Here is a 23,007-nt window from a genome sequence, read left to right on the forward strand (position 1 = left end):
TCGCAGTCGTCGCCGTGTGCGTGGTCATCGACGCCGTGCTCGGCCTTCGACTCGTGCTCGTCGTAGTGATCGCCGTGGAGGGCGTGGTGGTGCGTCCCCGTACAGATGCGCGCGGCGGGGGTGTTCCCCGTGGGACGCCAGCTCATCTCCGTCGCGGATCGCGAGACCTTCGACGGCAACGGCCGGGTCCGGGTGTTCCGCGACTGGGGCGTCCCCCTCACCGGGCCGCTCGCGGCGCTCGACGTCTGGGACCACCAGATGGCGGTCTCGGCCGCGCCCGGCGACCCGAACCGGACCCTGTGGCGGGAACGCCTCACGATCGGTGGCGCGGCCGCCCCCGCCCTATGGCCCGGCCTCTGGGCCATGTGGCAGTGGCGCGCGGCGCGCATCCGCGCCCTCGCCCCGACGTGGGCGCACGACCCGGAGCTCACGGAGGACTGAGCCGCGGCCGGCGGTCGCGCAGCGCGTCGCGCCACCCCAACCTCAGCGATCCGCACAACCTCAGCCGAACTCGGCCGGATGCCACCGACCCACGGCGGGTCACTGAGGTTGCGCCGTCGGCACCCGGCGCGCGCCGCGCTCAGACCAGCCCGTGGCGGTACGCGAAGACGACGAGTTGCACGCGGTCGCGGAGGGCGAGCTTGGTCAGGATGCGACTCACGTGCGTCTTCACCGTCGCCTCCGACAGGAACTCGCGCGCGGCGATCTCGGCGTTGCTGAGCCCCGCCGCCGCGAGGGCGAAGATCTCGCGCTCGCGATCGGTCAGAGCGCCGTAGCTCGCGGGCAGCGGCTCGGTCGCGCCGCCCTGCGCGATGTGAGCGAACAGGTCGCGCGTGGCCTGCGCGGCGATCACCGCCGACCCGGCGTGCACCGTCCGCACCGCGGACAGCAGGAATTCGGGATCGGAGTCCTTGAGCAGGAACCCGCTCGCGCCGTGCTGGATGGCGCGAGCCGCGGCCTCGTCGAGGTCGAACGTCGTCAGCACGACGACGCGCGGGGCATCGGGCTCGCGGAGGATCTCCGCGGTGGCCGTGAGACCGTCCATGACCGGCATCCGCACGTCCATCAGCACGATATCGGGGCGCGTCGCGCGCACGACGTCGATGCCCTCGCGTCCGTCGGATGCCTCGCCGACCACCTCCAGGTCGGGCTGCGAATCCAGCACCATCCGGATGCCGGCGCGGAACAGCGCCTGATCGTCGACGAGCACGACGCGGATCGGCGGAGTCATCGGTGCGGGTCCTTCCGAGGGGCGGGGGTGGGATGGCATCCACTCTGCCGAGTGGACCGCGCCCCGGTCACGCGGCGGCGCCGATCGGCAGGGTCGCGCGGACGACGAAGTCGCGGGACTCGGGCTGCGCCGACAGCGTCCCGCCGGCGAGTTGCGCGCGCTCGCGCATGCCGATCACGCCGTGTCCTCCCGACGACGACGGAGGGGTGTCGGCGAGGCGGTTGCGCACAGTGAGTTCGACCCGATCCGGATGCCACGCGAAGCGCACCGCCACGCGGCGGTCGGCGCCGTGGCGAAGTGCGTTCGTGAGCGCCTCCTGCAGGATGCGGTAGAGCGCGAGTTGCACGGATGCGGGCGGTTCCACGACGGGGGCGGGGTCGACCGTCGTCTCCAGCTCGACCCCGGCCGCCCGCACCTGGGCGTACAGCGAGTCGACGTCGGCGAGGGTCGGCTGCGGCCCATCCGCCTGGCTGTGCCGCAGCTGCTGCAGGAGGAGACGGACGTCGGACAGGGCCGCGCGGGCGGTGGTCGAGATCGTCGACAGCGCGTCGGTCGCGGCCGCCGGGTTCTGGGCGGCGGCGTAGCGGGCGCCGTCGGCCTGGGCGATCACGACCGCGAGCGAGTGCGCGACGACGTCGTGCATGTCGCGGGCGATGCGCACCCGTTCCTGCTCCGCGATCGTCGCCTCCTCGGCCGCGCGCTGCGCCATGGCGTTCTCTGCCGCCCGGCGACTCGTACGGGCGAGAGCGCCGGAACCCCACGCGACCACGAAGGCGAAACCACAGACGAGGAATATTGCGAGCGTGTCGAGGGTGGGGGCGAACACGTCTCGTCCCGCCCGGACCGTGAGGTAGCCCGTCACGATGGCCGCCCCGAGGAGCGTCGAAGCCAATCCGGCCCAGTACACGCGGCGTCTGCCGTAGGCGGCGGCGGTGTAGAGGACGGCGTACGTCGCGAGGTCGACCACGCCCGGGTCACGCAGGAACGACATCTGGGCGACCGCCGCCACCCACGCCAGCAGCAGCGCCACCCCGGGTTGCAGCCGGCGGAAGGCGAAGGCGGCCGAGAACAGGGCGACGACGATGAGGGCCCCGAGGTTGGCGAGCACATCCCCCGGCTCGAGCTCGATCACGAAGGAGAGCAGCCCGAAGAGACCGGCCGCGACGAGGTCGACGACCAGCTGGTACCGGAGCAGGGGACGCAGGGCGATGCGCATCCCTGTCACGCTACGCGGGTCCCCGGGCGCACGGCATCCACCGTGGGATGTATCCGCGCACGCCGCGTCGGGGCGCCCCTATACACGTTCAGCGTCCAAGACACGCGGACGACCGCGAGCCGCATCCGCGTGTCTTGGACACCGAATCGGGAGGGCCGCGGGCGGCGCACCGGCGGGGGCGCCTGGCAGCCGGCGGCGCGCGTCAGCCGGGGTAGTCCGCGGGCTCGATGGGGCGGGCCTCGAAGAAGGTCTGCAGCACGATCGTCGTGCGCGTGTTCACCTGAGCCGCGGCGCGGATGTCGCGGATGAGCGTCTCGAGGTCGCGCGGCGTCGGGACGCGCACGAACAGCATGTACGCGGCATCCCCGGCGACGGAGTGGCACGCCTCGATCGCACTCAGGTGCGCGAGCAGTTCGGGGGCGTTGTCGGGCTGCGCGGGGTCGAGCGGCGTGATCTCGACGAACGCCGCGAGCGGCCGCCCGAGCGCCTCCGCGTCGAGCACCGGACGGTAGCCGCGGACGATTCCGCGCGACTCCAGACGGCGCAACCGCGACTGCACGGCCGAGACGGAGAGCCCGACCTTCTCGGACAGGTGCGCGAGGGTCGCGCGCGCGTCGAGCGAGATCTCGCGCACGATGGCGGCATCGACGGCGTCATCCAGACGCACGCGGCGGACGGAACCCTCGGACATGCGCCGACAGTACCAGTGCCCGCCGCACCCCCTCTCGCGCGAGGCGTAAGTTTTCCGTTAGCATCCATGTTTGACCGGAATTTTTCCCGCAATATCGATCGGAGGCCCCAATGTCCCTCGCAACGCCCACGCGTTCCACGCGAGATCTGCTCGACGGGCACACCGCGGCCACGGTCGAGCACACCCCGGCCTGGGCTCTCCTGAAGGATGCCGCGGTCGAACTGCAGTCGCTGCAGGCCGCCGACGGCTCCGTCCCCGAGGCGACGGACCACCCGCGCGCCACCGCCCTGGTGACCGACATCGTCGAGGCCATCGCCGCGCTCACCCCCCTGTTCCCGCACGACGACGCCTACCTCCGCGCGTCCGTCGTCGACTTCGAGCGGTGGCGCGACGGCGGCTTCGCCGTGCCCGACTTCCTCGACTCGCTCGTGGCCTTCCAGCCGCAGGAGCACCGGGTCGATGGCATCCGTCACCTCGTCGTGTTCCCGATGTACACGCAGAACGGGTCGCGCGAGCGGCACGTCGAGGCCGTGCTCGTCGAGGTCATCTGGCCCGAGTTCATCGCGCGCCTCGAGACCGAATACACCAACCGCCTGTTCGTCTCGCTGCGCCTGGTCGACTTCACGCCCGGGTACGACACGAACTCCGCGGTGCTCTTCCCCGAGACCGTCGCGATGCGCGAGGTGCCGACGTTCACGTGGGGCGCGATCTTCCAGGACCGCGAGGCCGCGCGCTACCGTCGCGTGACCCGCGCGGCCGCCGAGATCACGAAGCTCGAGCTCCCGGACGCTGCCGCCCGGATGCTCGACGACCAGGCGCTCACCGAGCAGACCTTCGTGATGTGGGACATCATCCACGACCGCACGCACATGCGCGGCGACCTCCCGTTCGACCCGTTCATGATCAAGCAGCGGATGCCGTTCTTCCTCTACTCGCTCGAGGAGCTGCGCTGCGACCTCACCGCGTTCCGCGAGTGCGTCGAGATCCAGAAGCGCCTGTCGGCGCGGGACGACCTGGATGCCGCCGAGCGCGCGATGCTCGAGCACGCCGAGCTCGTGCAGTACGCCGTGATCTTCGACCGCATCTTCCGCTTCGCCATCACCGGGTCGCGCGTGCGCAACTACGACGGCCTCGGCGGACAGCTGCTCTTCGCGTGGCTGCACCAGCGCCGCGTGCTGCACTGGACCGACACGTCGCTCGCGTTCGACTGGGACGAGGTCCCCGCCGCGGTCGTGGCCCTGGCCGACGCGATCGACGAGCTGTACTGGCGCTCGATCGACCGCCCGAAGACGGCGCACTGGCTGGCCGCGTACGACCTCGTCCGCTCGGTCGTCACGCCGCATCCCGCGTCGGTCTGGGCCCGCGGGCTCTCGGACGACGTCCTCGCCGGACTCCCCAAGGGGTACACCGACGCGGTGCTGGACGACGAGTTCCCGCTGTCGATGTTCTTCGAGGCGCTGGAGAAGAAGATGCGCCCCGTGATCGCCTCGACGGAGGGCATCACCGGCCGCGACTGAGCGGACGGCCCCGGTTCCTGGGCGGGCCGTCGCGCGGAGTCCGCGGCCGACACGCCGCGGGGGTGGCGGCCGGGGCGGCGTGTCGGACACGATGTCCGCACGACGGTTCGTCGCGCGGCGACCGCCGTCGGTCGAACCGAACCACGGAGGAGACGGCATGGACACGGGCGTCGAGGGTCGGACGGTACTGCTCGCCGGCGGCACGAGCGCGGCGGGGCGCAGCGTCGCTCGCGCACTGCGGGCGGCGGGAGCCACGGCGATCGTCGTCGGCTCGGACGCCGGGCGGCTGGCATCCGTCGCCGAAGAGATCGACGGCGTCGTGACCGAGCAGTGCGATCTCACCGACCCGGATGCCGTGGAGGCCACGCGCGACCGCGTGCACGCCGCACATGGCGGGGTCGACGGCATCCTGCACCTCGTCGGAGGGTGGCGCGGTGGCGGCGGGCTCGCGGGGCAGAGCGACGAGGACTTCGCGTTCCTGCTGAGGTCCTTCACGGCGCTGCGGAACGTGACGCGCTCATTCGACGAGGACCTCCGGGCCTCGGATGCCGGTCGCCTCGCGATCGTGTCGTCCACTTCGGTCGCGCGACCCCTCGCGGGCGGGGCGAACTACGCCGCGGTCAAGGCCGCCAGCGAAGCGTGGACGCGCGCGGTCGCGCAGGGCTTCGCGAAGGCGGCTCGGGATGCCGGCCGCGACCCGTCGGCGGCGGCCGTGGTGTTCCGCGTGAAGAGCCTCGCCGGCCTCGAGGACGCCCTGGCGCTCGCGTACCTCGGCCTGTGGGACGACCCGGCGGAGGACATCAACGATGTGACGATCGAGCTCGCGGCGGGCTGAACCGACTGCGGCGCCGCGCCGCCCAGCGGCGGCCGCCACCCCGCAGCGGTCGGTGCGGGTCAGCCGGCCCGCGGAGGTGTCCGCCCGCTCTGCGGCGCGGGGGCTTCGGCATCCGGGACCCCTCCGGCGCGCGCGGCGAGCGAGGACGCTTCGTCCTCGGGGCCGGGAGCCTCGGGCGGGGCGGACGCGTCGTCGGACGGCGCCTCCTGATACTGCCGCGACAGCACCCGGTACGAGCGCGTGAGGAACGCAGCCGCGCCCACCACGACCATGACCAGACCCGCGACGAAGAACACGAGCGCGATGCCGCGCCCGATGCCGTCGCCGAGCAGCCAGCCCCAGGTCGCCCTGCCCTCGCCGCCGTCCATGTACGGGATGATCGCGAACTCCGCGATCGGGGCGATGAGGAACGCGGTGATCGGGGCCGACGCCGACTCGAACGCGGCGGCGAATCCGAAGACGCGTCCCTGCGTCTCGAATGGGACGACCTTCTGGATCACGGTCTGCTCGGCCGCCTCGACCGCGGGGATGAGTGCCATGTACACCCAGATCCCGGCGACGTACAGCCACCACCAGTCACGGAGGGTGAAGGCGGCACCCAGCACGCCCATGCCGATCACGATGAGCAGCATGGTGCGGATCGGGTTGCGCCCGAGCCCGAACTTCGCGACCAGGGCGCCGCCGATGATGAATCCGGTCGCGGTGACACCGAGAACCAGACCCCACCCCTCCACCGTGAAGAGCTGGAGACCGTAGGGGTCCATAAGGGCGAGATAGACGCCGCCGATGAGGTTGTTGAAGGTCGAGAAGATCAGCAGCGCGAAGAGGCCGGGCGACGCCCGGACGGCCCGGACCGCGCCGCGCACGTCGACGGCGGGCACGCGCTCGCCCGTGCGCGCGGGCCGATCCTCGGGGATGCGGATCGTGAGCAGGTGGAGCAGCGCCGCCAGCGTGAGGACGATCGCGATCGCCAGCGTCCACCCCATGCCGAGCTGCCCGACCGACAGCCCGCTGAACACGCTCGTGACGACGAAGGACAGCCCCTGCACCGTCCCGACGAGACCGTTCGCGTTGGCGCGACGATCCTCGGGGACGAGGAGGGTCACGGTCGTCGACAGCGCGATGTTGCGCATGTTCTCGATGACGGCGCCGCCGAGCACCACCCCGGAGAAGATCCAGAACCACGGGCCGCCGAGGTCGAGCAGCGCACGCTCGGGGAAAGCGAGCCACAGTGCTCCCGCGATGAGGAAGGCCACGAGCGTGACGATCCCCGACACCACCATGACGCGGTGCTTGCGGTGCCGGTCGACGATCGTGCCGAAGAGCATCGCGAACACCGCCAGCAGGAGCATGTAGGCGCCGCCGATGATGCCCGTCGCCAGCACCGACCGCGTCTCGAGGTACACCCAGAAGGTCAGCGCGAACCACAGGTAGCTCGTCGTGACGTTGGCCGCCGCCGTGTTCACGAGAACGCCGAGGAAGGCCCGCCGATCGGCGGCGGCGCCCGCAACGGCGGGGGCGGACGGGGGTGTCTCGGTCATGCGGCACACGTTAGCCACCCCCTCCGACATCGGCCAGGGGCTCGGCGGCGACGCGACGCGCGGTGACTACGCTGGAGGGGTGACCCCCCTGCATGACACCGCGGTCCGCGGCTTCGCGTCCGACAACTACTCCGGCATCCACCCCGAGGTCCTGGCCGCCATCGCCTCGGCCAACGAGGGGCACCAGGTCGCCTACGGCGAGGACGTCTACACCTCGCGTCTGCAGGAGCTGTTCGCGGGCCTTCTGGGCGACGGCGTCGAGGCGTACCCCGTGTTCAACGGCACCGGCGCGAACGTCGTCGGTCTGCAGTCGATGCTCCCCCGCTGGGGCGCCGTGATCTCGGCATCCACGGCTCACATCAACGTCGACGAGGGCGGGGCGCCCGAGCGCGTGGGCGGCATCAAACTGCTCACCGTTCCCACCGATGACGGCAAGCTCACGCCTGACCTCGTCGACCGCGAAGCGTGGGGCTGGGGCGACGAGCACCGCGCGCAGCCGCTCGTCGTCTCGATCACGCAGTCGACCGAGCTCGGCACGCTGTACACGCCCGACGAGATCCGCGCCCTCGCCGACCACGCGCACGCGCGCGGCATGCGGCTGCACATGGACGGCGCCCGCATCTCGAACGCCGCCGCGGCGCTCGACCTCCCGCTCCGAGCGTTCACCCGCGACGCCGGGGTCGACGTGCTGAGCTTCGGCGGCACGAAGAACGGCGCGATGATCGGCGAGGCGATCGTCGTCCTCGACCCCGCGGCATCCACCGGGCTCACGTACCTGCGCAAGCTCGACATGCAGCTCTCGAGCAAGATGCGGTTCGTTTCGGCACAGCTCGTCGCCCTCCTCGAGAACGATCTGTGGCTGCGCAACGCGCGGCATTCCAACGCCATGGCGCAGCGCCTGCGCGCGGGTGTCGAGGCGGGGCTCGCCGACGGCGCGATCCGCGGTGTCGAGTTCACGCAGCCGACGCAGGCGAACGGCGTCTTCGCGATCCTGCCCGAGGGGGTCGCCGACCGCCTCCGCGAGAGCTTCCGCTTCTACGACTGGGACGAGGCGCGCCGCGAAGTGCGCTGGATGTGCTCGTTCGACACGACCGAGTCCGACATCGACGCGTTCATCGCCGCGATCGCGCGCGAGACCACGCGCTGACGCGGGCCCGCGCGGGGGCCGCCGTCGCGGGCGGACCGACGGTCAGCGCGCGGAGGGACGGCCGAGCACGAGCGTCGAGGCGGACGGACGCCAGTGCCGCGCCACGTACTCGACGGCCTCGTCGACCCCGAGGGCCCGGCTGGAGTTGCCGACGCGGACCCACAGGTCGGTGACCGAGCCGCCGTCCTTGGGCTGGGTCAGGAACACCGGCCGCGCCGCGGGGCGGCACACCACGACGCACACCGCGGGGTGACCGTCGCCGGCCGAGGCGAACACGATGCGTGGCTGAGCCGCGGCGTTGCGGCCGATCGCCTTCGAGAGCATGTCGCGCAGCCAGAGCTCGAACCGGTCGTGGTCGGGCGTGCGCATGGTCGCGAGGTCGCGGTCGAGCCCGAGGGCGGTGCCCGTGTCATCCGCGCCGATCACGAGCGTTCCACCGCGCGAGTTGAGGAAGGCCGCGACCGACTTGGCGATCGCGATCTCCATACGCACGTCCTTGCGGTTCTCGCGGACGTTCCACCGCGCGGTCTCCTTGAACTCCACGCGGTCGGACTCCCCCGCGCGGAGCAACGCGGGCACGTCGATGTCCCCGCCGTCGCGACGGGCGGCGGCGACGACCGCGGCCACGATCGCGGACAGCCCCAGGCTCGCACCGACGGAGAACAGGATCGTCGTGGGCACCCAGAGCCGCGCGGCGCCGCCGACCCACGCCGACAGCAGCAGCCCGACGCTCACCCCCAGCACGCCGATCACCGTCATGGTCGGCATGCTCAGCGACCGCGCGGGGCCGAACACGCGCCGCAGCACGAGCGCGATGAGCGCGGCCAGCGCCAGGACGACGGGCAACGCGATCGCGAGATCGACGAGGGAGGTGTCCATCGGCATCCGGGTCCGACGGAGCTCAGCGCAGCGCGCCCACAGACGCCAGCCCGAGGCGGATGAGCGTGCCGCGGCCGCCCTCCATCTCGGCGGAGAGGGCATCGGATGCCGCCTCCTCGGGCGACAGCCACGTGACCTCGAGCGCGTCCTGCCGCGGTTCGCACGTGCCGGTGACCGGGACGACGAAGGCCAGGGAGACCGCGTGCTGGCGGTCGTCGTGGAACGCGCTCACGCCCGGGAGCGGGAAGTACTCCGCCACCGTGAAGGGCGCCGGCTGCGGCGGGAGGAGCGGGAAGGCCATGGGGCCCAGGTCGTTCTCGACGTGGCGGAACAGCGCGTCGCGCACGGTCTCGCCGTACCGCACGCGGCCCGACACGAGCGTGCGTGTCATCTCGCCCAGCGGGGTCGCGCGCAGCAGGATGCCGACCTGCGTCACCGCGCCCATGCCGTCGGTCCGCACCGGCAGCGCCTCGACGTACAGCATCGGCAGTCGACGACGCGCCTCGGCGAGCTCGACCTCGCTCAGCCAGGCCGGGTTGGTGTTGGGACCGGAGCCGGCGGGCGCGCCCGAGAAAGGCGTCGAGAGCGGCTCGCGCTCGTCGCCGTTGTCGCCGGGTTCGGGGTCGGGTGTGCGGACAGGCATGCTCCCTGTATATCAACGGTCCGCGGCGATACCTACGCGGGAGGCGACGGCATGCCGCTGCGGCGCGGTCGGGCGGGGGTGCAGCCGCGGCGAGGGAGGACTTTCGGGGAGGGGAGGACTCGCGGTGCTCCTCGCGTCCTCCCCTCCCCGGATCTCCTCCCGGCACCACCTCCGCGGAACTCGTCGAGCCCGTGTCGGAGGCCTGCGCCACAATGGCCGCATGAGCGAGCGCCCGATCCTCGACCCGTCCGTCGTCCGCTGGTCCGTGCCACCGGCCGACATCGGCGAGCGCCCCGTGCTGCTCCTGCTGCACGGCTACGCGGCCGACGAGCACGACCTCTTCGGCCTCGTGCCCTACCTGCCGGACGAGGTCGCGGTCGCAAGCGTCCGCGCACCCCTGACGCCCCCATGGCCGACGCCGGGAGCTTCCTGGTATCCGATCGAGGGGCTGAACGGCCGCGATCCCGGCGCCGTCACGCTCGCCGCCGAAGCCCTCCTCGCGTGGATCGCGGAGCATCTCGGCGACCGTCCCGTCGGACTCCTCGGCTTCTCGCAGGGCGGCGCGGTCGCCATCCAGACCCTCCGGGTCGCCCCGGAGGCCGTGTCGTTCGTGGTCGTGCTCGCCGGGTACGCCGCGGGCGGCGAGCTGTCCGGCGACGCGGTGCTGGCCGAGCGCCGGCCGCCCGTCTTCTGGGGCCGCGGGTCGCGCGACGACGTCATCCCGCCCGCACTCGTCGACATGACGGCGCAGTGGCTGCCCGCCCACAGCGAGCTGACGGGCCGCGTCTACCCGGGGCTGACCCACTCCGTGTCCGAGGAGGAGCTGGCCGATGTGCGCGCGTTCCTCGACGCGCGACTGGCCGCCAGATCCACGGCATCCGAGGGTTGAGAAACAGGGGACCGAACGGCTAACGTGGGCAGCCCTGTCCCCGAGAACGAGGTCTCCTCCGGTGAAGAACGTCGACGCTTCCGCGCCCCTGTCCGCGCGCTGACCCGTCGACCCGCCGTTTTCTCGGCCGCCCTCCGCTGATGCGGACGGGTCCGGTGTCCGCGCATCCCGCGTTCCCGGAGTCCCGTCATGTCATCACCGTCCCCTTCTCTCGTCTTCGATCGCGTCCGCCTCGTGTGGCCGGACGGAACCGTCGCCCTCGACGACGTCTCCGGTTCCCTCGGCCGCGGGCGCACCGGTCTCGTCGGCCGCAACGGCGCCGGCAAGTCCACGCTCCTGCGCGTCGCCGCGGGGCAGATCGCGCCGACGTCCGGAACGTTCTCGGCATCCGGTGAGGTCGCGATGCTGCCCCAGCGTCTCGCGGCCGATCCTCGTCGCCCGGTCTCCTCGATCCTCGGCGTCGAGACGGCGCTCACCGCGCTTCGCGCGATCGAGTCGGGCGACGTGGCTCCGCACCATTTCGACGCCGTCGGCGACGACTGGGACGTCGAGACCCGCGCCCACAGCCTCCTCGCCGAAGCGGGCGTGGCATCCGATGCGCTCGATCGAACCGTCGGCGAACTCTCCGGCGGCGAGGCGATGCTGGCGGCGCTCGTGGGGCTGCGCGCCCGCGCGGCCGACATCACGCTGCTCGACGAGCCGACCAACGACCTCGACCGCGACGCGCGTGCACGGGTGGGCGAGCTCGTCCGGACGTGGCCCGGCACGCTCGTCGTGGTGAGTCATGACGTGGCTCTCCTCGAGTTGATGGATGCCACCGCCGAGCTGTACGGCCACACCCTGAGCGTCGTCAGCGGTCCGTACAGCGTCTGGCGGGCGCATCGCGACGCCGAACAGGACGCCGCCGTGCGCGCCGAGCGCGACGCCGCGCAGAGCCTGCGGAGCGAGCGACGCCAGCGCATCGAGTCGCATGACAAGCTCGCCACCCGCGCCCGCGTCGCGCACAAGGCGCAGGTCGAGAAACGGGTTCCGGGGATCATCGCGGGGAACCGCGCGAACGCGGCGCAGGTGAGCGCGGGCCGCTTGAGCACCGAGATGAGGGGCAAGGAGGATGCCGCCCGCGCGGCGCTGGACGAGGCTGCGGCCCGCGTCCGCGACGACGACGTGGTGCGCATCGACCTGCCCGATCCCGGAAACGCGCACGGTCGGCGCATCCTCGTCCTGGGCGACGGCGAACGCGAATGGATCGTCACCGGCCGCGAGCGGGTCGCCCTGGTGGGGCGGAACGGTTCGGGCAAGACGACGCTGCTCGAGAGCATCGTGCGCGGCACGGGGGCGGTGGGGGCGGTCCACGCCCGAGCGAGCGTGGAGCACGTGGGCTACCTCCCCCAGCGTCTCGACGACCTCGACGACACGGCATCCGTCCTCGACACCCTCTGCGCAGCGGCGCCGAACGTTCCCGTCCCCGCGGTCCGCGACCGGCTCGCCCGTTTCCTCGTGCGGGGAGACGCGGTCACCCGTCCCGTCGGATCGCTGTCCGGCGGCGAGCGCTTCCGCGTCGCGCTGGCCCGTGTGCTGCTCGCCGATCCGCCGCCGCAGCTCCTCGTGCTCGACGAGCCGACGAACAACCTCGATCTCGACACGGTCGACCAGCTCGTGTCGGCGCTGCAGGCGTACCGCGGCGCGGTGCTCCTGGTCAGCCACGACGACGCGTTCCTCGCGCGTGTCGGGCTCGACCTGCGGCTGGAGCTGGAGGACGGGAGGCTGACCGAGCGCGCACCGTGACGTGAGCCGGCCCGGGCGTTCCGCGACCAGCGAACGTCAACCCCGGCCCGATGTCGGAGGTCCGGGGGAGGATGTCGGCATGGCCGACGTACTCGACAGATTCGGTCCTGCCACGCAGGACTGGTTCCGCGGTGCGTTCTCCGCGCCCACCACGGCCCAGAAGGGGGCGTGGGAGTCCGTGGCATCCGGCCGCAACGCCCTGGTCGTCGCGCCCACCGGATCGGGCAAGACGCTCTCGGCCTTCCTGTTCGCGATCGACCGGGTCTTCCGCGAGAAGGCGCCCGAGGTTCCGGATGCCACTCCCCCGCGCCGCGGTACCAAGAAGGCGCCCACGCGCACGCGCATCCTGTACATCTCGCCGCTCAAGGCCCTCGGCGTCGACGTCGAGCGCAACCTGCGTTCGCCGCTCGTCGGGATCGGGCAGTCCGCCCGGCGGCTCGGGATCGACGTGCCGGCGGTCACCGTGGGCGTGCGGTCGGGCGACACGACCTCGAGCGACCGGCGCAAGCTCGTCACCGATCCGCCCGACATCCTCATCACGACACCCGAGTCGCTGTACCTGATGCTCACGAGCCAGGCGGCCGAGACCCTGCGCGGGGTGCACACCGTCATCATCGACGAGGTGCACGCGGTCGCCGCGACCAAACGCGGTGCGCACCTCGCGGTGAGCCTGGAGCGACTCGACGCGCTCCTCGACGCCCCGGCGCAGCGCATCGGGCTGTCGGCGACCGTGCGCCCGATCGACGAGGTGGCCCGTTTCCTCGGCGGTGCGCAGCCCGTCGACATCGTGGCCCCGCGCGCGACGAAGGCGTTCGACCTCTCGGTGGTCGTACCCGTCGACGACATGCTGAACCCGCCGCCCCCGCCCGGCAGCCCGGCCCTCGACGAGCCGACCGACGGCGAGTGGTTCTCCGAGCGGCCCGAGAGCACCGAGATGTCGGGTTCGGTGTGGCCGCACGTCGAGGAGGCGATCGTCGACCGCATCCTCGAGCGCCGCTCGACCATCGTCTTCGCCAACTCCCGCCGTCTGGCGGAGCGACTGACCGGGCGCCTGAACGAGATCTACGCCGAACGGCAGGGCATCGACGTTCCCGAGCCGACCGTCCCCGCGAGCATGATGGCGCAGGCGGGGTCGTCCGCGGGCGTCGCCGCGATCCTCGCCAAGGCGCACCACGGCTCGGTCTCGAAGGAGCAGCGGGCCCAGGTCGAAGACGAACTGAAGTCCGGCACCCTGCGCTGCGTCGTCGCCACGAGCAGCCTCGAGCTCGGCATCGACATGGGCTCGGTCGACCTCGTCATCCAGGTCGAGGCACCGCCGAGCGCGGCATCCGGTCTCCAGCGCGTCGGACGCGCGGGCCACCAGGTCGGCGAGGTGAGCCGGGCCGCACTGTTCCCCAAGCACCGCAGCGACGTGCTGCACACGGCGGTCGTGACCGAGCGCATGCTGTCCGGCAAGATCGAGGCGATCGCGGTCCCCCAGAACCCGCTCGACATCCTCGCCCAGCAGACGGTCGCGGCGTGCGCCCTCGGAGCGATCGACGTCGAGGAGTGGTTCGAGACGGTCAAGCGCAGCGCGCCGTTCCGCTCGCTCCCGCGCTCGGCGTACGAGGCGACGCTCGACCTGCTCGCGGGCCGCTACCCCTCCGACGAGTTCGCCGAACTCCGCCCGCGGCTCGTGTGGGACCGCGACGCGGGCACCCTCACGGGCCGCCCCGGTGCGCAGCGCGTCGCGGTCACGAGCGGCGGCACGATCCCCGACCGCGGCCTGTTCGGCGTGTTCGTCGCCGGCGAATCGCAGAACGCCCGCGTCGGCGAACTCGACGAAGAGATGGTCTACGAGTCGCGGGTCAACGACGTCTTCACCCTGGGCACCACGAGCTGGCGCATCGTCGAGATCACGCACGATCGCGTCAATGTCGTCCCGGCGTTCGGCCAGCCGGGGAAGCTCCCGTTCTGGCACGGCGACGGCCTCGGCCGCCCCGCCGAGCTGGGTGAAGCGCTCGGCAAGTTCTCGCGCGACATCGCCGGCGCCGACCGAGCCAAGGCCGAGGAGCGCCTGCGCGAATCGGGCCTCGACGACAACGCGATCGCCAACCTCCTCGCCTACCTCGCCGAGCAGCGCGAGGCGACCGGAAGCCTCCCCACCGACCGCACGCTGACGGTCGAGCGCAGCCGCGACGAGGTCGGCGACTGGCGCATCATCCTGCACTCGCCGTACGGCATGCAGGTGCATTCGCCGTGGGCGCTGGCCGTCAACGCGCGGATCCGCGAGCGTCTGGGCGTCGAGGGCGCCGCGGTCGCGAGCGATGACGGCATCATCGCGCGGGTTCCGGATGCCGCGGCCGAACCGCCCGGAGCCGACCTCTTCGTCTTCGAACCCGACGAGCTGGAGCAGATCGTCACCGACGAGGTCGGGGGCTCCGCGCTCTTCGCCTCGCGCTTCCGCGAGTGCGCGGCCCGCGCGCTGCTGCTCCCGCGGCTGAACCCGAACCGCCGGTCGCCGCTCTGGCAGCAGCGCCAACGCTCCGCCCAGCTGCTCGAGGTGGCCCGACGGCATCCGTCGTTCCCGATCATCCTCGAGACGCTGCGCGAGGTGCTGCAGGACGTCTACGACCTCCCCGCCCTGTTGCGCGTGGCACGGCAGATCGGCGAACGCCGGATCCGTCTGGTCGAGACCACGACGAGCCAGCCGTCGCCGTACGCGCGCGATCTCCTGTTCGGCTACGTCGGCGCGTTCATGTACGAGGGCGACTCCCCCCTCGCCGAGCGTCGCGCGGCCGCCCTGTCCGTCGACCCGGCGCTGCTGAGCGAGCTGCTCGGCAAGGTCGAGATGCGCGAGCTGCTCGACCCCGAGGTCATCGCGCAGTTCGAGCGCGAGGCGCAGCGGCTCGACCCGGAGCGCCGCGCGCGCGGGGTCGAGGGCGTGGCCGACCTCCTGCGCCTCCTCGGACCGCTGGATGCCACCGAGGTCGCCGCCCGTCTCGAAGGAGAGTCGCCGGCCGAGGCGTCGGCGCACCTGCAGGCGCTCATCGAAGAACGGCGCGCGATCCCCGTGACGATCGCGGGCGTCTCCCGCGTCGCCGGCATCGAGGACGCCGGGCGCTTGCGCGACGCGCTCGGCGCGGCCCTGCCCGTCGGCATCCCGAACGCCTTCCTCGAACCCGTGGCCGACCCGCTCGGCGACCTCGTCGCGCGCTTCGCCCGGACGCACGGGCCGTTCACGACGGACGCGGTGGCCGAGCGCCTCGGCGTCGGGGTCGCGGTCGCGCGTCTCACGCTGCAGCGCCTGGAGTCGCAGGGGCGGTTGGCGAGCGGCTTCTTCCTTCCCGAGGCGGCCGGCGGGCGCGGCGACGACACGGAGTGGTGCGACGCCGAGGTCCTGCGACGGCTGCGGATGCGCTCGCTCGCGGCGATCCGCGGCAGCGTCGAGCCCGTACCCCCGTCGGCGTACGCCCGGTTCCTCCCCGTGTGGCAGCACCTCACGCGGCCCCTCGAGGGCGTGGACGGCGTGCTCGCGGTGGTGGAGCAGCTCGCCGGTGTCCCGATCCCGGCCAGCGCGTGGGAGTCCCTCGTGCTGCCCTCGCGCGTCGCCGATTACACCCCCGCCCTGCTCGACGAGCTGACCGCGACCGGCGAGGTCGTGTGGTCGGGGCACGGCACCCTCCCCGGTCGGGACGGGTGGATCGCCCTGCACCCCGCCGAGGCGGCGCCCTTCACGCTGCAAGACCCCGACGACCCCGAAGATCCTGCGCCCGACTCGCTCGAAGCGCGCCTGCTGGCGGCGCTCGACAGCGGCGGCGCCTACTTCGCGTCGCAGCTGAAGCAGCTGGTCGGAGCCGAGAACGAGCAATCGGTCAACGACGCGCTGTGGGCGCTCACGTGGGCCGGTCGCGTGACCAACGACACGTTCGCTCCCGTCCGCGCGCTGCTCGGCGGCGGCGGACAAGCCCACCGCGTCGCGCGCCGCGCCCCACGCGCGCGCATGTACCGTGGAGCGACCCTGCCGCGGCCGACCTCGGCTCCCCGGCCGCCGTCGCTCGGCGGGCGCTGGTCGCTCCTCCCCGATCGGGAACCGGATGCCGCAGCCCGGGCGACCGCCACGGCGAGCCTGCTCCTCGACCGCTACGGCGTCGTCACGCGCGGCGCCGTGCAGTCCGAGGGCGTCCCGGGCGGCTTCGCGCAGGTGTACCGCATCCTCGCCGGCTTCGAGGAGGCCGGACACTGCCGCCGCGGGTACGTGATCGAGAAGCTGGGCGCCGCGCAGTTCGCGGCGTCGGCGACCGTCGACCGGCTGCGCGAGTTCGCCGCCGTCGCCGACCCGCCGCCGCTGCGGACCGTCACCCTCGCCGCGACCGACCCGGCGAACCCCTACGGAGCGGCGCTCGGCTGGCCCGCGCTGGACGGGGTCACCCACCGCCCGGGACGGAAGGCGGGCGGTCTGGTCGTGCTCGTCGACGGCGAGCTGACGCTGTACCTCGAGCGTGGCGGGCGCAGCGCCCTCGCCTTCACGGACGACGAGGCACGGCTGCAGGCCGCCGCGCGCGATCTCGCGGAGACCTCGCGCCGCCGCCGGCTCGACACGCTCACCGTCGAACAGGTCAACGGAGAGTTCGTCTTCGGCACCACCGTGGGCCGCGCGCTGCGCGAGGCGGGGTTCGTGGAGTCGCCGCGCGGACTCACCCTGCGCCGCCTCACCGCCGGCGACACGCTGCGAGAGGCTGCCCGTGCCTGAGGGCGACACCGTCCACCGCGCGGCCGCGAAGCTGTCCGCCGCGCTCGCGGGCCGCGAGGTGACGAGGTTCGACATCCGCGTCCCGGGCAGCGCCACCGCCGACCTGCGGGGCGAGACGGTGCACGAGGTGGTCGCGCGCGGAAAGCACCTGCTCGAACGCATCGGCGCCTACACGCTCCACTCGCACCTCAAGATGGAGGGCCGGTGGGACGTGTACCGTCCCGGCGAACGGTGGCGCCGCCCCGCGTTCAAGGCGCGGGCGATCGTCGGGGTGACGGGTGCCGACACCGTCGGGTTCGACCTCGCGATGGTCGAGGTGCTGCCGACGGCCGACGAGGACCGGGTCGTCGGGCATCTGGGACCCGACCTGCTGGGTCCCGACTGGAACGAGGCCGAGGCCGTCCGCCGGGTTTCGGCCGACACCCGCGCCGCCCACGTCGCGCTCCTCGACCAGCGCAACGTCGCCGGCTTCGGCAACGTGTACGCGAACGAGCTGCTGTTCGTGCGCGGCATCGCCCCGACCACCCCCGCGAACGAGATCGACGTGGCGGCGACCATCGCGCTCGGGTACCGGATGATCCACGCGAACCTCCCCCGCGCCGAGCGCACCTTCACCGGAGACAACCGGCCGGGCCGTCGCATGTGGGTGTATGGCCGCGAGGGAGCACCGTGTCGCCGGTGCGGCACGCCGATCCGCGCCACGACCCTGGGCGCGTCGGCGACGACCGAGCGCAACGTCTTCTGGTGCCCGACCTGCCAGCCGGAATGACGAGCCACGGGCGAAGGCCCGACCGGCAATAGCATCGACGCATGCCCCTTGCCGAGGACTACCTGGCCGCGCTGGAATCGGGCGATCCGCGCCGCGTGCTCGAACTCTTCGCCCCCGACGCGATTGTGCATTCCCCGCTGTACGGCGACCTCCGCGCTCAGGACTTCTATCCGCGACTGTTCGCCGACACCGGCGAATCGAAGCTGACGCTGCGGACGGTCTTCCACGCCGAGAAGTCGATCGCGTTCTGGTTCGACTTCGACTGGACGCTGTCGAACGGCACCCCCGCACCGTTCCGGGTGGTCGACATCGCCGAGGTCGACGACGACGGCAGGATCAGCGAGCTGCACATCGTGTACGACACCGCCAACGTCCGGGAAGCCTTCGACGCCCTCCGCCCGTGAGGTGACCGGAGGGCGCCACAGACAGTGAGTGTTCTCCGCCCCGCTGTCAACCCGCCGTTCCTGTACGCCCGAGCGTGCGACAACGGTCTGAGACAAACCGGCGCAGCGGAAAATACCGTGGTCCGGCGGAAATCCGACCGGGCGTCCGCGCCGAACAACCATGCACGGGAATGAGATCGAACCCGTATCGGTTGTCACACAAGTCGGCTCACCCGAGAGCCGATCGGAGGGGATCGTGGGAAAGAACTACATCGACATCGAGAACGACCACGGCGAGACGCTGCGTTACCGCAAGCACGTCAACGGTCGTGGACTCGTCGCGCACGGCGCGAAGGTCCACCCGTCGGCACTGGTGGAGAACGGCGCGTACGTCGAACCCGGAGTGCAGATCGCGGCCGGTGTCCGTGTGGGCCGCGGCGCCTGGATCGAGTCGGATGCCGTGATCGGGCCGGAGGCGCACATCGAACCGCACGCGCACATCTGCTCGGGCGCGGTGATCGGCGCCGGCGCGCACATCGGCGTCCGCACGCAGGTCGGGTCGAACGCCCGCGTGGCGGTCGGCTCGCTCATCGGGGACGACGAGATCATCAACGACGGCGAAGCCGTCGCGACCGATCGACGCGGTCTTCGCCTGGCGGCCTGAGGCACACGCTTCACGGCATCCATCACCCGCACGTTCTCCGGAACGTGCGGGTTTCGCCTTTTCCGGGGCCGGAATGTGCTTCGACGTCGAGCGAAATCGACGCGGATTCGTCTCGACGTCGAACGAATTCCGGGCTCCCGATTTCCTCGACGTCGAGATTCCCTCCCCGAATTCCCTCGACGTCGAACGACTCAGGCGAGCAGTGTCAGCACGAAACCGATCAGCGGGAGCGTCCCCTGGATCGTGGCCGGCCGGAGGTACTTCCGCCCCGAGGTGATGAGCACGAGAGCCGCCGCGAGCATGGACCCGAGCGAGAACAGCAGCAGCGTCCGGCCGGCGACATCGCCGACACCGTTGACGGCCCAGAGAACCACACCGACGGCAGCGCCGATCGCGAGGAACAGGTTGTAGAAGCCCTGGTTGTACGCCATGGGCTTGGTGGTGTCGGCGGCCTCCTGCGAGGTGAGGCCGAAGATGCGCCACACGCTCGGGTGCGACCAGCGCACGCTCTCCAGCACGAAGATGTAGACGTGGAGCAGGGCCGCGAGCCCCGCGAAGACGAGAGCCAGGATGCCGACCATTCCCCCAGGTTAGCCTGGGGGAATGGCGAAGAGCGGGAGCGGAGCACGGGGTTCGCGCGGTGGCACGGGCCGTCCGCGCGCCGGAGCGCCCGCGCGGAAGACCGCCCCCGCTCGCCCGCAGCGGAAACCGGCTCCCGCACCTCCCGAAGAGCCGCGGACGTTCACCCTCGGCGCGGTCGCGGGCGCGACCCCCGGGAAATGGATCGGCGTCTGGCGCGACCGGATGCCGCACGTGTCGCTGGAGTTGCGTGAGATCGCGGCATCCACGCAGCGCACCGCCCTCGACGACGTCGACGCGGCGCTCGTGCGCCTCCCGATCGACGGCGCCGACGACCTCCACGTCATCCCGCTGTACGACGAGCTCCCCGTCGTGGTGATGTCGACCGAGTCGCCGCTGACCGCGGCCGACGAGGAGATCACGGCCGCCGACCTCGCCGGCGAGGTCGTCATCGTGCCCGCCGACGACGTCCTGGGAGCGCGGATCCCGGATGCCGTACCCCCGGCGTTCGCGCCTCCGGCCGACACCGCCGAGGCGATCGCGACCGTGGCGGCGGGCGTCGGCGTCGTGATCGTTCCGATGTCGCTCGCGCGGGCGCACCAGCGCCGCGACGTGGAGTACCGGGTGCTGGCCGCCGGCCCGGTGTCGACCGTGGCCCTCGCGTGGCGGCGGGACGCGACGACCGAGGACGTCGAGACCTTCGTGGGCATCGTCCGCGGCCGCACCGCGCGCTCCTCCCGCTGACGCGAGCGGGCCGCCCCCGCCGCTCAGCGCTTCGTCGTGCGCCGCACCTCGTCGACCGTCGCGCCACCGCGCAGGCCCCGGGCCCGCGCGCCGCGCAGGACCGCCTCGGCATCCACGGGTCCGTCCGACAGCGCGTGGAGGTCGACCTTCACCGGGATCGGCAGGCGCTTGCGCTCCCGATCGCGGCGCGCCGCCGCGGCCGTCTCGGCCTCGTCGACGTCGTCTCCGGCGAGGGTGCGGACCGTGAGGCCGCAGTCCAGCTCGGCGGCAGCCTCGCGCAGGAGAGCGACGACCTCGCGGAGGTTCTCGACGTCGGTCACGAGCAGGGTCGCGGTGGTCATACCCCCATTGTCGCGGCAGGTCACGTCCTCGGGGCGGAAGGCCCGGGCCGAATAGAATCCTCGGATGACCGGTCGACTGCTCTACGTCTGCGCGCGCCCGCAGCGCGAGGCGGCGGTCGCGGAGTGGGCGTCCTTCCGCGACGGACTCGGGGTCGCGAGCGACGAGCTCGTGCACCACGACCTGGTCCGCGAGCCCCTCCCGGCCGAACTCGAGCGCTATGCCGGAGTCGTCGTGGGCGGAAGCCCCTTCAACGTCACCGATCCGGACAAGACCGACGCGCAGCTGCGGCTCGAGCGCGACCTCGAGTCCCTGGCATCCACCGCTCTCGACGGTCGCACGAGCGCGATGTTCACGTGCTTCGGCATCGGGGTCGTGACGCGTCTGCTCGGCGGCGTCGTGACTCTCGATCACCCCGAGGGCACCGGCCCCACCGACATCGCGCTCACCGCGGAGGGCGCGGACGACGAGCTGTTCGGCATCCTGAACCCCCGTTTCGAGGCGCTCACGGCGCACAAGGAGGGCACGGCGGAGGTTCCGCCGGGAGCCACCCTTCTCGCGCGCAACGACGCCTGTCCGGTTCAGGCGTACCGCGCGGGCGTCTCGCTGTGGGCGACGCAGTTCCACCCCGAGCCCACGGCGGAGGCGTTCGTCGCGCGCATGGCCGTGTACCGTGCGGCGGGGTATTTCGACGCGGATGCCTTCGACGACGTCGCCGCGCTCGTGCGGACCGTGTCGGTGGAACAGCCGACCCTGCTGCTGCGCACGTTCGCCGCGCGGGCGCTGGCCGCCTGACGCGGCGCGGTCTGGCGCGCGGTGTCAACCGCGTGCGCAAACTGTCTCGCTTTTCTAGTGTTTCGGTATGTACTCGACGCGCCACTCCCCCTCGAACGCCCGCGGCTCGGACCTCGTGCGACAGATCGTCGTCCTGTCCGCGGTGTCGTTCATGCTCATCGCGGCCGTGATCGGCGCCGGGGCGTTCGGCAACACGGCCGTCCAGGATCAGCAGGGCGGGGCGCTCGACACCAGCGGCTCGTACCTCGCGCCCGCGGGACCGGCGTTCTCGATCTGGTCCGTCATCTACCTCGGCCTCATCGCGTACGCGATCTGGCAGGCCCTCCCCCGCCAACGCGCCTCGGAGCGTCAGCGCGCGATGGGCTGGCCGATCGCGGTGACCATGGTGCTGAACGGGTTGTGGCTCGTCGCCGCGCGTTTCGGCACGCTGTTCCTCACAGTCGTGGTGATCGTGCTGCTGCTCGCGGCGCTGGGCTGGGCGTTCCGCACCGCGGTCGTCACGCGTGACCCGCGCGGCGGCGTCGTCGACTCGGTGCTGATCGACGGGGTCACGGGCCTGCACCTCGGGTGGGTGACGCTCGCCACCGTCGCCAACATCTCGGCCTGGCTGACGACCGTGGCACCGCCGTCGTGGGAGGACGCGGCGAGCGCGATCGGCGTCGCCGTGCTCGTGGTCGTCGCGGTCATCGGCCTGGCGATCGCGTGGCGCAGCGGGTGGCGCGTCGCCCCCGCCCTCGCGCTCGCGTGGGGACTGTCGTGGCTCGCCGTGGAGCGCCTGACCGGTACGCCGCTGAGTACGCCCATCGCGATCACGGCGGTCATCGTCGCGCTGATCGTGCTGTTGCCGCCGGCGGTGGTGTCGGGCCTGCGCCTGATCCGGCCCTCGATCGACTGAGGTCCCGGGTCAGAGCGCCGGACCCGCGATCGCCGCGCCGCCCGCGGGCACCTCGAGCACACCGGAGTCGAGCGTCACGCCGTCCACGGTGGCCAGCAGAACCCCGGAACCGGATGCCACGGGCACCGAGGCCGCGGCATCCGAGAGGTTCACGAGCACGACGAGGTCTTCGCGACGCAGCTCGTACACGCGGCCGCCGGCGGCCTCCGTCGTGCGCGCCGACAGCCCGTGACGGGAGGGGTCGGTCAGCTCGGGGCGCGCGCGCCGCAGCTTCGCCAGCTCGCGGTACAGCGCGAGGAGTTCGGCGTGGCCGTCGGCCGCGGGCTCGGCCCAGTCGAGCTTCGACCGGTGGAACGTCTCGGGATCCTGCGGGTCCGGGACCACCGACTCGTCCCAGCCCATCTTCTCGAACTCGGCGACGCGGCCCTTGGCGGTGGCCTCGCCGAGCTCGGGCTCGGGGTGCGACGTGAAGAACTGCCACGGGGTCGTGGCGCCCCACTCCTCGCCCATGAACAGCATCGGGGTGCCGGGGGCGGTGAGGGTCAGCACGGCGGCCGCGGCGAGGCGATCGAACGGCAGGCTCTGCGAGAGTCGGTCGCCCGCGGCGCGGTTGCCGATCTGGTCGTGGTCCTGCGCGAACGTCACGAGACGCCAGTTCGGCACCTCCGCGGGGATGACGTGGCCGTGCGCGCGCCCCCGGAACGACGAGTACGTGCCGTCGGGAAGAACCCGC

22 protein-coding genes are annotated in these 23,007 nt (G+C 72.4%); 13 read left to right on the forward strand and 9 right to left on the reverse strand.

All coding sequences use genetic code 11. From position 1 onward, the window contains the following. The first annotated feature begins 129 nt into the window (after positions 1-129). Positions 130-441, forward strand: coding sequence for a hypothetical protein (locus tag I5G_RS20230; protein WP_239642476.1), 312 nt, complete (start codon positions 130-132; stop codon positions 439-441). 139 nt (positions 442-580) lie between these two features. Here I5G_RS20230 and I5G_RS02620 read toward each other — a convergent pair whose 3' ends face one another. The 3 genes from I5G_RS02620 to I5G_RS02630 form a co-directional block, all read right to left on the reverse strand. Next, entirely contained in the window at positions 581-1,231 is a 651-nt protein-coding gene (locus I5G_RS02620) for a response regulator transcription factor (RefSeq protein WP_022877663.1), read from the reverse strand. A 67-nt stretch (positions 1,232-1,298) separates the two neighbouring features. Further along, a complete protein-coding gene (locus I5G_RS02625; RefSeq protein ID WP_022877664.1) occupies positions 1,299-2,447 on the reverse strand; it encodes a sensor histidine kinase in 1,149 nt (382 codons plus the stop codon). 202 nt (positions 2,448-2,649) lie between these two features. Then, positions 2,650-3,108 carry an Lrp/AsnC family transcriptional regulator gene (locus I5G_RS02630; protein ID WP_026095597.1) on the reverse strand — a complete coding sequence of 153 codons (459 nt, stop codon included), beginning with the start codon at positions 3,106-3,108 and terminating at the stop codon, positions 2,650-2,652. Between the two features lie 140 nt (positions 3,109-3,248). Between I5G_RS02630 and I5G_RS02635 the strand changes: the two genes are divergently transcribed. Next, positions 3,249-4,655: a DUF6421 family protein gene (locus tag I5G_RS02635; RefSeq protein WP_022877666.1), complete on the forward strand. Its 1,407-nt coding sequence runs from the start codon at positions 3,249-3,251 to the stop codon at positions 4,653-4,655. 157 nt (positions 4,656-4,812) lie between these two features. Then, positions 4,813-5,490 (forward strand): SDR family NAD(P)-dependent oxidoreductase, encoded by a 678-nt coding sequence (locus I5G_RS02640; protein ID WP_022877667.1) that lies wholly within the window; start codon positions 4,813-4,815, stop codon positions 5,488-5,490. Between the two features lie 59 nt (positions 5,491-5,549). Here I5G_RS02640 and I5G_RS20235 read toward each other — a convergent pair whose 3' ends face one another. Continuing rightward, positions 5,550-7,031 carry an MFS transporter gene (locus I5G_RS20235; RefSeq protein WP_022877668.1) on the reverse strand — a complete coding sequence of 494 codons (1,482 nt, stop codon included), beginning with the start codon at positions 7,029-7,031 and terminating at the stop codon, positions 5,550-5,552. A gap of 79 nt (positions 7,032-7,110) precedes the next feature. Here I5G_RS20235 and I5G_RS02650 point away from each other — a divergent pair, with 79 nt between their 5' ends. Continuing rightward, positions 7,111-8,178, forward strand: coding sequence for a low specificity L-threonine aldolase (locus tag I5G_RS02650; RefSeq protein ID WP_022877669.1), 1,068 nt, complete (start codon positions 7,111-7,113; stop codon positions 8,176-8,178). Positions 8,179-8,220: 42 nt separating this feature from the next. Here the strand turns inward: I5G_RS02650 and I5G_RS02655 are convergent, their stop codons facing one another. Next, on the reverse strand, positions 8,221-9,057 hold the full coding sequence (locus I5G_RS02655) for a helix-turn-helix domain-containing protein (RefSeq protein WP_022877670.1): 837 nt from the start codon (positions 9,055-9,057) through the stop codon (positions 8,221-8,223). A gap of 22 nt (positions 9,058-9,079) precedes the next feature. Further along, positions 9,080-9,700, reverse strand: coding sequence for an NUDIX hydrolase family protein (locus tag I5G_RS02660; protein WP_022877671.1), 621 nt, complete (start codon positions 9,698-9,700; stop codon positions 9,080-9,082). 220 nt (positions 9,701-9,920) lie between these two features. Between I5G_RS02660 and I5G_RS02665 the strand changes: the two genes are divergently transcribed. From I5G_RS02665 to I5G_RS02690, 6 genes are all read left to right on the forward strand, one after another. After that, a complete protein-coding gene (locus I5G_RS02665) occupies positions 9,921-10,589 on the forward strand; it encodes an alpha/beta hydrolase (protein ID WP_022877672.1) in 669 nt (222 codons plus the stop codon). Positions 10,590-10,778: 189 nt separating this feature from the next. Beyond that, entirely contained in the window at positions 10,779-12,374 is a 1,596-nt protein-coding gene (locus I5G_RS02670; protein WP_022877673.1) for an ABC-F family ATP-binding cassette domain-containing protein, read from the forward strand. Positions 12,375-12,453: 79 nt separating this feature from the next. Beyond that, positions 12,454-17,106, forward strand: a complete 4,653-nt coding sequence (locus I5G_RS20240; protein ID WP_022877674.1) for an ATP-dependent helicase — start codon at positions 12,454-12,456, stop codon at positions 17,104-17,106. Further along, the gene (locus I5G_RS02680) at positions 17,099-17,875 is read left to right on the forward strand and encodes a DNA-formamidopyrimidine glycosylase family protein (RefSeq protein ID WP_022877675.1); all 777 of its coding nucleotides are present in this window, start codon (positions 17,099-17,101) and stop codon (positions 17,873-17,875) included. Before I5G_RS20240 ends, I5G_RS02680 begins: the two co-directional genes overlap by 8 nt. A gap of 41 nt (positions 17,876-17,916) precedes the next feature. After that, the gene (locus I5G_RS02685; RefSeq protein ID WP_022877676.1) at positions 17,917-18,279 is read left to right on the forward strand and encodes a nuclear transport factor 2 family protein; all 363 of its coding nucleotides are present in this window, start codon (positions 17,917-17,919) and stop codon (positions 18,277-18,279) included. A gap of 235 nt (positions 18,280-18,514) precedes the next feature. Beyond that, the gene (locus tag I5G_RS02690; RefSeq protein ID WP_022877677.1) at positions 18,515-18,922 is read left to right on the forward strand and encodes a UDP-3-O-(3-hydroxymyristoyl)glucosamine N-acyltransferase; all 408 of its coding nucleotides are present in this window, start codon (positions 18,515-18,517) and stop codon (positions 18,920-18,922) included. A gap of 191 nt (positions 18,923-19,113) precedes the next feature. Here I5G_RS02690 and I5G_RS02695 read toward each other — a convergent pair whose 3' ends face one another. After that, complete coding sequence (locus I5G_RS02695; RefSeq protein WP_022877678.1) at positions 19,114-19,503, reverse strand: DUF1304 domain-containing protein; 390 nt, start codon at positions 19,501-19,503, stop codon at positions 19,114-19,116. A 22-nt stretch (positions 19,504-19,525) separates the two neighbouring features. Between I5G_RS02695 and I5G_RS02700 the strand changes: the two genes are divergently transcribed. Beyond that, positions 19,526-20,245 carry a LysR substrate-binding domain-containing protein gene (locus I5G_RS02700; protein WP_026095599.1) on the forward strand — a complete coding sequence of 240 codons (720 nt, stop codon included), beginning with the start codon at positions 19,526-19,528 and terminating at the stop codon, positions 20,243-20,245. Between the two features lie 23 nt (positions 20,246-20,268). Here I5G_RS02700 and I5G_RS02705 read toward each other — a convergent pair whose 3' ends face one another. Beyond that, the gene (locus I5G_RS02705; protein WP_026095600.1) at positions 20,269-20,586 is read right to left on the reverse strand and encodes a hypothetical protein; all 318 of its coding nucleotides are present in this window, start codon (positions 20,584-20,586) and stop codon (positions 20,269-20,271) included. A 64-nt stretch (positions 20,587-20,650) separates the two neighbouring features. Here I5G_RS02705 and I5G_RS02710 point away from each other — a divergent pair, with 64 nt between their 5' ends. Continuing rightward, positions 20,651-21,379 carry a GMP synthase gene (locus I5G_RS02710; protein WP_022877679.1) on the forward strand — a complete coding sequence of 243 codons (729 nt, stop codon included), beginning with the start codon at positions 20,651-20,653 and terminating at the stop codon, positions 21,377-21,379. 67 nt (positions 21,380-21,446) lie between these two features. Continuing rightward, complete coding sequence (locus I5G_RS02715) at positions 21,447-22,274, forward strand: tryptophan-rich sensory protein (protein ID WP_022877680.1); 828 nt, start codon at positions 21,447-21,449, stop codon at positions 22,272-22,274. 9 nt (positions 22,275-22,283) lie between these two features. Here the strand turns inward: I5G_RS02715 and I5G_RS02720 are convergent. Next, a partial coding sequence (locus I5G_RS02720) for a DUF3459 domain-containing protein (protein ID WP_022877681.1) occupies positions 22,284-23,007 on the reverse strand: 724 nt, incomplete at its 5' end.

Origin of the sequence: Microbacterium sp. B19 (assembly GCF_000333395.1) — a bacterium.
In the GTDB taxonomy this organism is placed as follows: Bacteria; Actinomycetota; Actinomycetes; order Actinomycetales; family Microbacteriaceae; genus Microbacterium.

Coding starts and splice junctions, on each gene's coding strand:
- I5G_RS02620 (WP_022877663.1), bottom strand. CDS start 1,231: ATGACTCCGCCGATCCGCGTCGTGCTCGTCGACGATCAGGCGCTGTTC.
- I5G_RS02625 (WP_022877664.1), bottom strand. CDS start 2,447: ATGCGCATCGCCCTGCGTCCCCTGCTCCGGTACCAGCTGGTCGTCGAC.
- I5G_RS02635 (WP_022877666.1), top strand. CDS start 3,249: ATGTCCCTCGCAACGCCCACGCGTTCCACGCGAGATCTGCTCGACGGG.
- I5G_RS02640 (WP_022877667.1), top strand. CDS start 4,813: ATGGACACGGGCGTCGAGGGTCGGACGGTACTGCTCGCCGGCGGCACG.
- I5G_RS20235 (WP_022877668.1), bottom strand. CDS start 7,031: ATGACCGAGACACCCCCGTCCGCCCCCGCCGTTGCGGGCGCCGCCGCC.
- I5G_RS02655 (WP_022877670.1), bottom strand. CDS start 9,057: ATGGACACCTCCCTCGTCGATCTCGCGATCGCGTTGCCCGTCGTCCTG.
- I5G_RS02660 (WP_022877671.1), bottom strand. CDS start 9,700: ATGCCTGTCCGCACACCCGACCCCGAACCCGGCGACAACGGCGACGAG.
- I5G_RS02665 (WP_022877672.1), top strand. CDS start 9,921: ATGAGCGAGCGCCCGATCCTCGACCCGTCCGTCGTCCGCTGGTCCGTG.
- I5G_RS02670 (WP_022877673.1), top strand. CDS start 10,779: ATGTCATCACCGTCCCCTTCTCTCGTCTTCGATCGCGTCCGCCTCGTG.
- I5G_RS20240 (WP_022877674.1), top strand. CDS start 12,454: ATGGCCGACGTACTCGACAGATTCGGTCCTGCCACGCAGGACTGGTTC.
- I5G_RS02685 (WP_022877676.1), top strand. CDS start 17,917: ATGCCCCTTGCCGAGGACTACCTGGCCGCGCTGGAATCGGGCGATCCG.
- I5G_RS02695 (WP_022877678.1), bottom strand. CDS start 19,503: ATGGTCGGCATCCTGGCTCTCGTCTTCGCGGGGCTCGCGGCCCTGCTC.
- I5G_RS02700 (WP_026095599.1), top strand. CDS start 19,526: ATGGCGAAGAGCGGGAGCGGAGCACGGGGTTCGCGCGGTGGCACGGGC.
- I5G_RS02705 (WP_026095600.1), bottom strand. CDS start 20,586: ATGACCACCGCGACCCTGCTCGTGACCGACGTCGAGAACCTCCGCGAG.
- I5G_RS02710 (WP_022877679.1), top strand. CDS start 20,651: ATGACCGGTCGACTGCTCTACGTCTGCGCGCGCCCGCAGCGCGAGGCG.
- I5G_RS02715 (WP_022877680.1), top strand. CDS start 21,447: ATGTACTCGACGCGCCACTCCCCCTCGAACGCCCGCGGCTCGGACCTC.